This window comes from Cupriavidus sp. 86D6 (genome assembly GCF_057815095.1).
On the sequence record NZ_JBYPSB010000006.1, the window covers coordinates 220247 to 232912 of the forward strand.

Sequence of the window (12666 nt, forward strand, 5' to 3'; positions counted from 1 at the left end):
TGGCTCACTGTTTCATCGGCTTGCCCATCACCGCCCCCTTGCACGGGTCGTCGCGCTCCTTCGCCGGTACGCGCACCACGACGTCGAAGCCCTTGTCGGGCGAATCCGACTCGATATACCCGACGCTGAGCACGCGCGAACCGTCCTCGGGCAGCCAGCGCGGCACGCCGATGTCGCGCCGCACGTGGCCGTTGCCCGCGATCAGCACCGCGCCCCGCCCGGCGTAGGGCCGCAGCGTCTGCGCCATCACGGCGTCGCGCGCCGCCTGCGCGTTCAGCATGCCCGGCAACATGGCCGGCGGAAAATGGCCGCAGTGGCCGGCGTCGAGCACGGCGGTCTGTGCCGTCACGATGTCGGCAGGCAACGCGCCATCGAGCCCCAGCGCCGCCTGCTGGTCGCTGGCGAAGACATCGCCATAGCCACCGCGCACGATCCTTGCCGCGTCGGCCCGCGACAGGTTGGCCGCGCGCAGCGGCAAGTCGTACTGCAGCGCCAGCGCCACCACGGGCTTGTACAGCGCCCAGTCCCATCCGCTCTGGCTGCCGGCCGCCTGTTCGATCAGGTAGTCGGCATCGTGCGGCCGTTCGCGCCGGGCCCGCTCGATATCGGACTGACGTTCGCGGTCGAACTGCTCCATCGCGATGGCAGGACGCCAGCCCGCTTCCACCGCACGCGTCAGCGCCTGCAGGCGCTGCTGCTGGGCCGGGGCGCTGTCGTGAACTTCGCCCAGCAGCACGTATGACTTGTCGGGGAACATCAGGCCGATCGCGGCCGGCGTGGCAGGGGGCGGCGGCATGGCGGTCGATGCGCAGCCGGTGGCAAGCGCCACGGCCACCGCCATCGCAAGCAGGGCAACGGGTGTGCGCATCATGGCCGGGCGGGCTCCGGTTGCGTTTGTGCCTGGGTGCCGCCGTTCGCTGCCACCGGCGTCTCGGGTACGTAGACCATCGATCCATCCTTCATGCGATAGGCCACGCCGGCCTTGATGCCGTCGCCGGACCCCACCTGGCCGCTGGCCTGGTAGCGCACGATCTTCTCGCCCTGGCGCGACACGATTTCCATGTTCGGCTTGCCCGGGTTGGAGATGATCGTCACGTCCTGGTGCGTGAACGGATTGAGCGGGTTCTGGGCGATGGTCACCAGCAGGGCGGCAATCACCACCAGAAACACGTCAATCAGGTTGACGACCGACAGGATCGGATCGTCGGCCTCGCTCTCCTCCAGGAACTTCATGCCTCGGACTCCCATTGCGGCTGCGACTGGCCCAGCCAGACCAGTTCCTCGGCCAGCCAGCGCCGGCGCACATTGACCACCCAGAACGTGATGCTGGCCGCGATCAGCGCCAGGATCACGGCCGAGAACGCGATGGTCAGGTTCTCGCCCACATTGGCCAGATTCCCGCCGGACAGGCTCTTGAGCGCCGGCCCCATCGGGATCATCGTGGCCACCAGGCCCAGCATCGGTGCCACGCGCGTGGCAATGCGCGGACGTTCCAGCAGCTTGTGCGCCGTGACGTCCAGCGCGTCGGGGTGGCTCACCTTGTGCCGGCGCGCCCAGGCGACCAGCGGATAGCCGCGGCCCGAGCTGACGGGATGGCGGCCGCGCAGCCAGGCCTGCATCGCAAAATCGCCAAGCGCCCAGAACGCGTAGAGGAACAGCAACCCGATCAGCGCCAGCGTCGGATACAGGAACAGCTGGCCAACGTCGTACATCAAGGTTTCAAGCAGGGTAGGGGTCATGGTCTAGCGCGACGACGGATATCCATACGACGAATAACCGAACGCATAGATATCAAAGTTCAATTCTTTGTGTAGATCAGCATGCGACTCTGCGCCGCCCGGCCCACCGCCGGGTGTTGCAGTTGCCAAGGCAAGGCGCCGGGCCAGCCAAGATAGCATCGGCACGATGGCTGTGACAGGTGAATTGCGCACCTGTTCTCGGGAATCAGTCGGAGGGAAGGCGGGGATGGGGGACCGGAATGGCGCCCCGTCCCGCGCGGGACGGGGGCGCACGCGTGGTGTCAGTCAGTGTGCAACCGCCTCGGGCTGCTTCTCTTCCAGCGGATTGCCTTCGGAGTCGATCTGCAGCGGGCCGGTGCCCGAGTATCGATCCAGCGCCAGGTAGATCACCGGCGTGATGAACAGCGTGATGACCTGCGAGAACAGCAGGCCGCCCACCACGGCCAGGCCCAGCGGCTGGCGCAGTTCGGCGCCGGCACCCAGGCCCAGGGCCAGCGGCAGGGCACCCATCACGGCGGCGAACGTGGTCATCATGATCGGGCGGAAGCGCAGCAGGCAGGCCTGGCGGATGGCCCTGCTCGGCGCCATCCCTTGTTCGCGCTGGGCCGCCAGCGCGAAGTCGATCATCATGATTGCGTTTTTCTTGACGATGCCGATCAGCATCAGCACGCCGATTGTTGCAATCAGCGACAGTTCGACGTTAAAGAGGAACAGCGTCAGCAACGCGCCAATGGCCGCCGACGGCAGCCCGGCCAGGATGGTCAGCGGATGGATGTAGCTCTCGTAGAGCACGCCCAGCAGCGTGTAGATGACCGCGATGGCCGCCACCAGCAGCACCACCTGCGTGGCTTGCGACGACTGGAACACGGCGGCGTCGCCGCCCCAGCTGGTGAAGATCGACGACGGCATCTCGATTTCGCGGCTGAAGCGGTCGATCAGCTTCGAGGCATCGCCCAGCGCCGCGCCCGGCGCCAGGTTGAACGACACGGTCACCGACGGCAGCTGGCCCTGGTGGTTCACCGCAATCGGGCCCACCCGGCGCTCGGTCGTGGCAAACGCCGACACCGGCACCATCTGCCCGGTCTTGCTGCGCACGTAGAGCTTGGAGAAAGCGGTCTCGTCCACGCGATCGACATCGGCGGCGGTGAGGATCACGTAGTAGTTGTCGATCGGCGTATAGATCGTCGATACCTGGCGTTCGCCAAAGGCCGTGTACAGCGCCGCCCGGACGTCCTGCATCTGCACGCCCATCGCGTTGGCCTTGTCGCGGTCGATGGTCAACTGGGCCTCCAGGCCCGACTGCTGTGAATCGCTGGTCACGTCGCGGAATACCGGCTCGGCGCGCATCTTCGCCATCAGCTTGTCGCTGTACTCCTGCAACTGGCCCGACTTCACGCTCTGCAGCGTGTACTGGTAGCGGCTCTTGCTCTGCCGGCCGCCCAGGCGCAGGTTCTGCACCGGCGAGAAGTACACCTGCAGGCCCGGCACGCCCGACACATCCTTGCGCAGCGATTCCACCACCTGTGGCATCTTCGGGCGCTCGCCCAGCGGCTTCAGCTCCACGAACATGCGGCCCGTGTTGATGGCCGGCGACGGTCCGCCGCCGATCGACGCCACCACGCTCTTCACCGCAGGGTTGGCGCGGATGCGCTCGGCCGCATCGCGCAGGCGGTCTGACATGGCGTCGAACGAAATATCCTGCGGGCCTTCGGCGTTGACCTGGATCTGGCCAATGTCTTCCTCCGGGAAGAAACCCTTGGGGATCTTCACGAACAGCACGGCGGTCAGCACGAACGTCAAACCCGCTGCCGCCAGCACCACGCGGCGGTGCGCCAGGCACCAGTCCAGGCCACGCGCATACTTGTGCAGCGTCCACTCGAACAGGTCTTCGAACCATTGCGTGGCGCGCAGGCCGATGGTCTGCTTCTGCTGCACGTGATGCACGGGCGCGCCGGGCGCGTGATCCCCATAGGCATGTTGCGATTCGTCCACCGGTACGTTTTCGGCCGACAGGAAGCGCGCGCACAGCATTGGAATCAGCGTCAGCGACACCAGCGCCGACACCAGGATCGACAGCGACACCACCGCGGCGAATTCGTGGAACAGCAGGCCGATCACGCCGGGCATGAAGAAGATCGGGATGAACACCGCCACCAGCGAGATCGAGATCGACAGGATGGTGAAGCCCATCTCGCGTGACCCCACCAGCGCCGCCTTCAGCGGCGGCACGCCTTCCTCGATGTGGCGCACGATGTTCTCGAGCATCACGATGGCATCGTCCACCACCAGGCCCACGGCCAGCGTGATGGCCAGCAGCGACACGTTGTCCAGGCTGTAGCCAAACGCCTTCATCAGCGCCACGGTGCCGATCAGCGAAATCGGCAGCGACACCGTGGGAATCAGCGTGGCCGCCGCCCGGCGCAGGAACAGGAAGATCACCATCACCACCAGCGCCACGGTCAGCGCCAGCGTGAACTGCACGTCGTGGATCGACTCGCGGATCGAGTTCGAGCGGTCATTCACCACGCTCACGTTGACCGACCCCGGCATCTGCTGCACCAGGCGCGGCAGCGCGCCCTTGATGGCATCGACCACGGCCACCGTATTGGCGTCAGGCTGGCGCAGCACGGCCAGCACGATCGACCGCTCGTTGTTGAGCCAGCTGCCGGTCTTGATCGTCTCGACGCTGTCTTCCACGTCGGCCACGTCAGACAGCCGCACCACGGCGCCGCTGGGCTGGCTGGCCACGATGATGTTGCGGAAGGCGTCGGCGCTGGTCATCTGGCGGTTGGCCTGGATGGTCAGCGTCTGGCGCGCGCCGTCCAGCGTACCCACCGGCGTGTTCGCGTTGGCGCGATTGAGGGCGGTGGCCAGCTCGTCGAGCGTCATGCCACGGGCCGCCAGCGCGTCGGGGTGGGCGCGCACGCGCACCGAAAAACGCTTCTGGCCGAAGATCTGCACCTGCGCCACGCCGGGCAGCGTGGCCAGCGTGGGCGAGATCAGGTTGTCGCCAAACGCGTTCAGTTCGCCCAGGCTCATCGACGGCGAGTTGATCGCCAGCAGGATCACCGGCGCATCGGCCGGGTTCACCTTGCGGTACGACGGCGGCACCGTCATCTCGATCGGCAGCGACCGCTGCGCGCGGAACAGCGCGGCCTGCACGTCCACGGCCGCGTCGTCGATATTGCGGTCGCTGTTGAATTCAATCGTGATGCTCGAATTGCCGAGCGTGTTCGACGAGCTGATCACCGTCACGCCCGGAATCGTGGCGAACTGCTTCTCCAACTGCGTGGCCACCGACGCGGCCATGGTCTCGGGGCTGGCGCCGGGCAGCGTGGCCGTGACCTGGATCACGGGCGAATTGAAGCTGGGCAGGGCCGCGATCGGAATGGTCGGGTACAGCACGATGCCCGTGACGATGACGGCCAGGCACAGCAGCACCGTCATCACGGGCCGGCGGATACAGAGCTCGGACAGCGACATGGTCTTAATGTCCGCGATTGGCCGATGCCGGCGCTGCGGCGGCCGGCGCCGAAGCGCCACGCGCGGCGGCCTCGCGCACCAGCGTGCCCGGACGCAGGTTCTGGGCGCCTTCGGTCACCACGCGGGCACCCGGCTGCACGCCTTCCACCACGGCGGCGGCGGCGGTGGTCACCACCACCTTGACCGGCACGCGGGCCACCTTGCTGTCGGGCTGCACGATATAGACAAAGCGGCCTTCCGGCCCCGTCACCACGGCCTGCGGTGGCACGCTCAGCGCGTTTTTCAGCACCTGCACCGTGGCGTTCACGTTGGCGTAGGTGCCGGGCCAGAGCCGGTGCTCGTCGTTGGGGAACATCGCCTTGACGCGGATGCTGCCGTACTGCGGGTCCACCGTGTTGTCGACGAACGTGATCTTGCCGCTCACCGGGGCCGGATTGCCGTCATTGGGTTGCGCGGATACCGTCACCGGGCCCGCCTGCAGCGCCTCGCGCAGCGAGGCCAGCTGGCGCTCGGGCAGCGTGAACATGACCGTGATCGGCGCGATCTGGGCAATCGTCACCATCGCGGGCGTGGTGGTGGTGTTGGCCGGCGTCACGAGCGAGCCCGGAAACACGTTGATCACCCCGGTCCGGCCGCCGATGGTGGCGCGGATCTGCCCGTAGCTGACGGCGACCCGCCCGGCCTCGATGGCCGCCTGGTCGGCCCGGATCGTGGCCTCGAAGCCGTCCACCTTGGCCTGGGCGGTATCCACCGCGCTGCGCGAGATGAAATTGCGCTGCAGCAGCTCCTGGCTGCGGGTCAGCGTGCGGCGTGCATCGGCCAGGTCGGCCTGGTCGCGCATCAGCTGGGCGCGTGCGCGGGCCAGGTTGGCCTCGTCCATGCGCGTGTCCAGCGTGAACAGCAGGTCGCCCGGCTTCACGGACTGGCCTTCCTTGATATGGACGGTACGCACGGTGCTGGAAACCTGCGGACGCACGTCCACGGTCTGCATCGCGGTCACGGTGCCGTTGGCGGTGACCTCCACGGGCACGTCCGACTGACGGACCACGGCGGTGCTCACCGTGGTGACGGCCGGCCCCTTGGCCGCCGGTTTCGGCGCCAGCCACGCCTTCCAGCCAAACCAGCCTGCCAGTGCCAGAACCACCAGCCCTGCGATGGCCACCCAGGGCAAAGCGCGGCCGCGTCCGGTCGAAGTGGACGCGCTCCAGTTGCCATCGACGAAGCCTTTCGGCTGGTCGATCCCGTCTGTTTTCATGTGAGGACCCTCAAATGCCGCATGGCGCGCTCCCCAAATGGCCGCGGATTCTTGGATCCGGTCATGCCCGCGCAAATCGCTACTAGTACCGCATTGCCCTTTCTAGGCAAAGTACGATGTATTACAAGCCATTACAGCATCTCGGGGGAGGATGTCCGGACCAGCGGGAAAGAGTCGGTCGAATTGCTTGTATTTGAAGCAAAACATTATCAGAAAAGCGCGACGACTCAACTTGGGACTAACGCGGTCTTGCCCGCGCTCCGTCCCGCCCGGCGGCGAATCACGCGCCGGGGCGCGGGTTCAGGCAGGCCAGCGGGATCTGGCGGGGGCCGGGCAACAGCAGCAGGGTGTCGCCGGCGCGGATCACGCCCGGCCGGGCCACGCTCAGGTAGACGCCGGAAAAGCCGCTGTGCGTCATGTCCCGCACGGCCTGCGCATAGCCCATCGCGGCGTTGAGCTTGTAACAGGGACGGCGTGGCGATTCCACCACAAAATCGACCTCCCCGACGCGCACTCGGTCACCCACCCACAGCGCGGTCTCCAGCAGGCCCTGGGTCGTCAGGTTTTCACCCAGCGCGCCAAAGGCCAGCGGCCGCTCGGCTTCTTCCACGCCGGCCTCGCGGCGGCGCGTGTTCCACCATGTGTAGTGTTCGATCGGATAGGCATACACGGCCCGGCCCGGTCCGCCATGGATGGTGCGGTCCACCTGCTCGTCGCCCGCCAGCCCCAGGCGGTGCACGCCCACGGCGATCGGATGATGCAGGGTACTGAGCGGATGCTTGCGGATGGCCGACATGACGACGGCCTCGGTGCCGGCCCCGGCCACCACCAGGGGCAGGGCCACGCCGACATTGATCGCCAGCAGACGGCCAACGGCCGTGCCACCGGCGCCTGCGGGATTGGGACGCGGATCGGATTCGGCCACGGGACGCCCTCCTTGCGTGTGCGGGGCCTGCGCGCATGCACCGGGACGCAGGTGCCACGCGCTGACGTTTTGATCCGAGTGTACCGGCTCGTCCGCTCGCTGGAAGGGGTGGAATGTGGGCAAACAGACGCACGCGGCGGGCACGCGGGGGGCACGCGGCGGCGTCTGTCCGGGGTGGCCGGCGCCGCAGAAACGGCGCCCGGCCGCGCCGCCGGGGTTCAGCGGTTCAGCGGTTCAGCGGTTCAGCGGTTCAGCGGTTCAGCGGTTCAGCGGTTCAGCGGTTCAGCGCGGGCGTGAGCGCCTTGGGATTGACGATGCTGTCGTGCTTGCCTTCCAGCACGTCGAGGATGTTCTGGAAGGCGGTGCGGAAGTACAGCTCGTAGCTGTCGCGCTCTACATACCCCAGGTGCGGCGTGCAGATGCAGTTTTCCATGCGCAGCAGCGCGTGGCCCTGCAGGATCGGCTCCGACTCGAAGACATCGATGGCCGCCATGCCCGGGCGCCCCCGGTTCAGCGCCGCCACCAGCGCGTTTTCCTCGATCAGCTCGGCGCGGCTCGTGTTGACGAAGAGAGCCGTCGGCTTCATGCGCTGCAGGTCGGCCAGCTTGACGATGCCGCGCGTCTCGTCGGCCAGGCGCAGGTGCAGCGACAGCACATCGCTGTCGGTAAAGAGCTGCTCGACCGATTCGGCCACATTCAGGCCGTCCTCGCGGGCGCCCTGTTGCGACGCCTCGCGGCCCCAGACCAGCACGTTCATGCCGAAGGCGCGCCCATAGCCGGCCAGCAGGCGGCCGATCTTGCCGTATCCCCAGATGCCCAGCGTCTGACCGCGCAGGACCTGGCCCAGGCCGAAGTTGGGCGGCATGGTGGTCGACTTCAGCCCCGACTGCTGCCACGCCCCGTGCTTGAGGCTGGCCACGTACTGCGGAATGCGCCGCTGGGCGGCCATGATCAGCGCCCAGGTCAGTTCCGCCGGCGCCACCGGCGACCCGACACCCTGCAGCACCACCACGCCACGGTCGGTACAGGCCTCCAGATCCACATGGCTGCCGGCACGTCCGGTCTGGCTGATGATTTTGAGCTTGGGCAACTTTTCCAGCAATTGGCGCGTCACCCGCGTGCGCTCGCGGATCAGGACCAGCGCCTCCACGTCCGAAAGCCGCGCGGCCAGCTGGCCCACGCCCTTGACGGTGTTGTTGAAGACCTTGACGTCGTGCCCTTCCAGCAGGGAAAAGCACGGCAGCTTGCGTACAGCGTCCTGGTAATCGTCGAGAACGGCAATCTTCATGGGTGACTCGTTGACCTCGGGGGCTTGGTGCGCGCGGCCACAGAATCAGCGCGCGACCGACAGTATTGTTGACATCCCTGACGCAACATTGACAGATGACAGTCCCGGCGGGCAAGCCCCGCGCGGCCAGGTTGCGCGGGTCGTTCCAGGCATTCCGGCAGGGGAGACAATGCTGCGCAGCAAAAAACAGGGCGTCCGTACAGTGGTATTCTTGCCCGCCTCCGCGGCGCAACAGTGCGGTCGAGCCCAGCTCCCGCCCCCTGTTCGCCGCCGGACAATGCCCGACCGGACCCTGCCGCCCGCCAAAAGCGGGCGAAGCGCAACTGTAGCGCAGCCGCAGGGGCCCCCGCGACCATTTGCGCGGAATCGGTCGTCGCCGAGTTGTAACGGGATGTGACGGTCACAGAACGAGTGCGCCATGCCCAACGTGGCACGCCGCGCCGGCGTCCGCCTTTCCCCGCCAGACCCGGCAACGACCCTGATCGGGCATGACAAGGTTTCCCTTTTGCTTTGGAGCAGTCAGATGAACCACCCCACCATGCAAGGCACCCCGGCACTGAACGTGCCGACCTGGGTAAAGAACCAGAAACTGGTCGCCTGGGTTGCAGAAATCGCCTCTCTCACCAAACCCGACCAGATCTATTGGTGCGACGGCTCGCAGGAAGAATACGACCGCCTGTGCGAGCAGATGGTGGCCGCGGGCACCATGCGCCGCCTGAACCCGGCCAAGCGCAAGAATTCGTTCCTGGCCCTGTCCGATCCGTCGGACGTCGCCCGTGTGGAAGACCGCACCTTCATCTGCTCCGAGAAGAGGGAAGACGCGGGCCCGACCAACAACTGGACCGCCCCGGCCGAAATGCGCACCACGCTGGCCGGCCTGTTCGACGGCTGCATGCGCGGCCGCACCATGTACGTGGTGCCGTTCTCGATGGGCCCGCTGGGTTCGCCGATCGCCCACATCGGCGTGGAACTGTCCGATTCGCCGTACGTGGCCGTGAACATGCGCATCATGACCCGCATGGGCCGCGCCGTGTACGACGTGCTGGGCACCGATGGCGAGTTCGTGCCGTGCGTCCACACCGTGGGCAAGCCGCTGGCGGCCGGCGAGAAGGACGTGGCCTGGCCTTGCAATCCGACGAAGTACATCGTCCATTTCCCGGAATCGCGCGAGATCTGGTCGTTCGGCTCGGGTTACGGCGGCAATGCGCTGCTGGGTAAGAAGTGCTTCGCCCTGCGCATCGCGTCGACGATGGGCCGTGACGAAGGCTGGCTGGCCGAGCACATGCTGATCCTGGGCGTGACCTCGCCCGAAGGCAAGAAGTACCACGTGGCCGCCGCGTTCCCGTCGGCCTGCGGCAAGACCAACTTCGCCATGCTGATCCCGCCCAAGGGCTTCGACGGCTGGAAGATCACCACGATCGGCGACGACATCGCATGGATCAAGCCGGGCCAGGACGGCCGCCTGTACGCGATCAACCCCGAAGCCGGCTACTTCGGCGTAGCCCCGGGCACCAGCGAGAAGACCAACTTCAACGCGATGGCGACCCTGAAGGAAAACGTCATCTTCACCAACGTGGCGCTGACCGACGACGGCGACGTGTGGTGGGAAGGCATGACCAAGGAGGCCCCGGCACACCTGATCGACTGGCAAGGCAAGGACTGGACGCCCGCCATCGCCAAGGAAACCGGCGCCAAGGCTGCCCACCCGAACGCGCGCTTCACGGCGCCGGCCTCGCAATGCCCGTCGATTGACGAAAACTGGGACAACCCGGCTGGCGTGGCCATCGATGCATTCATCTTCGGCGGCCGCCGCAGCACCACGGTGCCGCTGGTGACCGAAGCCCGCAACTGGACCGAAGGCGTGTACATGGCCGCCACGATGGGTTCGGAAACCACCGCCGCCGCCGCCGGCCAGCAAGGCGTGGTGCGCCGCGACCCGTTCGCGATGCTGCCGTTCTGCGGCTACAACATGAGCGACTACTTCGGCCACTGGCTCGCGCTGGGCAAGAAGCTCGAAGCCGCAGGCGCCAGGCTGCCGAAGTTCTACTGCGTGAACTGGTTCCGCAAGGACGCCGACGGCAACTTCGTGTGGCCGGGCTTCGGTGAAAACATGCGCGTGCTGTCGTGGATGATCGACCGCGTGGAAGGCCGCGGCCAGGGTGTGGACCACGTGTTCGGCACGTCGCCGCGCTACGCCGACCTGAACTGGGACGGCCTGCCGTTCACGGCCGAGCAGTTCGACCTGGTTACTTCCATCGACCAGGACGCTTGGCAGAAGGAACTGGCCCTGCACGACGAACTGTTCACCCAGCTCAAGCACAACCTGCCGCCGGCGCTGGTGGAAACCAAGGCCGCACTGGCCAAGCGTCTGGGCTGATCCCCGGCCGCACCCGCTGCCTCGAAAGCCGACCGGCCTTGCCGGTCGGCTTTTTTGTTTGCCGGGGGCGCTGCGCGGTCAGCCCTTGATGGCCTTGCGCTGGCGCTTGAACGCCGCCAGCGCCGCCACGGCAAACAGCTGGCTACGCCCAACCTCGGCATGGGGCGTCAGCTTCCCATCGCGGACAAGGCGCCGAAACGTGGCCATCGAGACTCCAAGATACTCCGCAGCCTCGCTGGCCGTAAATTCGGCGTTGGCCAGGTCGCCGAACACTTCGTCGTGGCTGAAATTCTCGTCACGAAAGGCCTGTTGGCCAATCATCACGAAGAAGGCTTCGCGTTCGACTTCGGGCAACTGGCGCAGGTCGTTGAACAAGGTTTGTGCTGTCATGGTCTTCATGCGTTCCTCTCTGCCCTGAGATACCTCTTCAGCGCGTCATAGAAATTTTCGTGCGGCCCCACCTGATAGAAGTCGATCATGACGAAGTCTATGTCTATGCCGTCAGCGGCCAACTCGGGTGTGGGCGAGCGATAGGCCATCAGGTATTCCTGCCGCTGAAACCGGAATTTGTGTACCCGGATACCTGCCAGGTCGCCCGCTTTTGATTCGCCGGCGGCCGGGTCTTCGCAAACGAGTTCCACCTCGTCTTCGATTGCCTTCTGCAACGCAATGCGCGCCTTTTTGACGAAGTCCCGGAAGGGCCGCTTATAGTTCGGCGTCGCGATCATTTATCAGATCAATTGTGATTTTATAACAGATCACGACGTGCGAGGCAAGGCACCGCAACAGCGCAACGCACGTCAACATCCCGCGACGTTACGCAGCAAGCGTTCGCTTGTAGATAGGACGATTCTTCAAGTGATGCCGTGCACGTGCCTGGGCGTGGCGGCGCAGGGCTACCCCGAACTACGCCGGATCGTTCTCGATCCCCAGTTGCTGGACGGCGTACTTCACCAGCTCGGCGCGGCCTTCGATGCCGAGCTTGCGTTTCAGGTTCAGGCGATGGGTTTCCACGGTGCGCACCGATACGCCCAGGCGTGCCGCGATGTCCTTGTTGGACTGGCCGCGGCCAATGCCGTGGAGGATGTCGCGTTCGCGCGGCGTCAGGGCGTCGAGCGGGCTGATCGCATGTTCGGCCATGCCGCGGGCGATGCGCGCGCTGTAGAACACGCGCCCGGCCAGCACGGCCTGGATGGCGGCCATCAGTTCGTCGGCCGGCGCGTCCTTGAGCACGTAGCCGCGCGCGCCCGCCCGGATCGCCTGACGCACGTATTCCAGGTTGTCGTGCATCGACACGATCAGCACAGCCACTTCGGGATAGGCATCGTGCAGCGCCCCGGCCAGCGCGATGCCGCCCATGCCGCGCATGCCGATGTCGGTGATCACCAGCTCGGGCAGGTTTGCCGGTCCGGCGCCGGCCAGCCACGCCAGCGCGGCCTCGCCGTCGTCGGCTTCGCCTACCACCTCCAGGCCGGGCTGTAGCGTCAGGTGCATGCGCATGCCGTCGCGCACCAGCGCGTGGTCGTCGATCAGCAGGACCCTGGCCTGGGCGGTCGGTGGCGGAATGACGGGCTCGTCGTCGTGTGCAACGGTCATAGG

Annotated in this window: 11 protein-coding genes; 1 reads left to right on the plus strand and 10 read right to left on the minus strand. The window is 66.5% G+C overall.

Annotation, left to right across the window (positions count from 1 at the left end):
- Positions 1-4: 4 nt before the first annotated feature.
- From AC3G88_RS16570 to AC3G88_RS16600, 7 genes are all read right to left on the minus strand, one after another.
- Positions 5-871: a ChaN family lipoprotein gene (locus AC3G88_RS16570; RefSeq protein WP_488893571.1), complete on the minus strand. Its 867-nt coding sequence runs from the start codon at positions 869-871 to the stop codon at positions 5-7.
- Positions 868-1233: a DUF2149 domain-containing protein gene (locus AC3G88_RS16575; RefSeq protein WP_488893572.1), complete on the minus strand. Its 366-nt coding sequence runs from the start codon at positions 1231-1233 to the stop codon at positions 868-870. Before AC3G88_RS16575 ends, AC3G88_RS16570 begins: the two co-directional genes overlap by 4 nt.
- A complete protein-coding gene (locus AC3G88_RS16580; RefSeq protein WP_400397596.1) occupies positions 1230-1739 on the minus strand; it encodes a MotA/TolQ/ExbB proton channel family protein in 510 nt (169 codons plus the stop codon). Before AC3G88_RS16580 ends, AC3G88_RS16575 begins: the two co-directional genes overlap by 4 nt.
- Positions 1740-2024: 285 nt before the next feature.
- Positions 2025-5222 (minus strand): efflux RND transporter permease subunit, encoded by a 3198-nt coding sequence (locus tag AC3G88_RS16585; RefSeq protein WP_488771652.1) that lies wholly within the window; start codon positions 5220-5222, stop codon positions 2025-2027.
- Positions 5223-5226: 4 nt separating this feature from the next.
- Entirely contained in the window at positions 5227-6477 is a 1251-nt protein-coding gene (locus AC3G88_RS16590) for an efflux RND transporter periplasmic adaptor subunit (protein WP_488893573.1), read from the minus strand.
- Positions 6478-6757: 280 nt separating this feature from the next.
- Positions 6758-7402 (minus strand): MOSC domain-containing protein, encoded by a 645-nt coding sequence (locus AC3G88_RS16595; RefSeq protein ID WP_488771654.1) that lies wholly within the window; start codon positions 7400-7402, stop codon positions 6758-6760.
- Positions 7403-7676: 274 nt separating this feature from the next.
- A complete protein-coding gene (locus AC3G88_RS16600) occupies positions 7677-8690 on the minus strand; it encodes a D-2-hydroxyacid dehydrogenase family protein (protein WP_153946266.1) in 1014 nt (337 codons plus the stop codon).
- A 523-nt stretch (positions 8691-9213) separates the two neighbouring features.
- On the opposite strand from AC3G88_RS16600, the gene AC3G88_RS16605 reads away from it, so the two are divergent.
- A complete protein-coding gene (locus tag AC3G88_RS16605; RefSeq protein ID WP_488893574.1) occupies positions 9214-11067 on the plus strand; it encodes a phosphoenolpyruvate carboxykinase (GTP) in 1854 nt (617 codons plus the stop codon).
- A gap of 78 nt (positions 11068-11145) precedes the next feature.
- Here AC3G88_RS16605 and AC3G88_RS16610 read toward each other — a convergent pair whose 3' ends face one another.
- The 3 genes from AC3G88_RS16610 to AC3G88_RS16620 form a co-directional block, all read right to left on the minus strand.
- On the minus strand, positions 11146-11466 hold the full coding sequence (locus tag AC3G88_RS16610) for a helix-turn-helix domain-containing protein (RefSeq protein WP_488893575.1): 321 nt from the start codon (positions 11464-11466) through the stop codon (positions 11146-11148).
- Positions 11463-11795, minus strand: coding sequence for a type II toxin-antitoxin system RelE/ParE family toxin (locus AC3G88_RS16615; protein WP_488893576.1), 333 nt, complete (start codon positions 11793-11795; stop codon positions 11463-11465). The genes AC3G88_RS16610 and AC3G88_RS16615 overlap by 4 nt, the downstream gene beginning before the upstream one ends.
- Before the next feature lie 178 nt (positions 11796-11973).
- Positions 11974-12663, minus strand: a complete 690-nt coding sequence (locus AC3G88_RS16620) for a response regulator (protein ID WP_153946269.1) — start codon at positions 12661-12663, stop codon at positions 11974-11976.
- Positions 12664-12666: the final 3 nt, after the last annotated feature.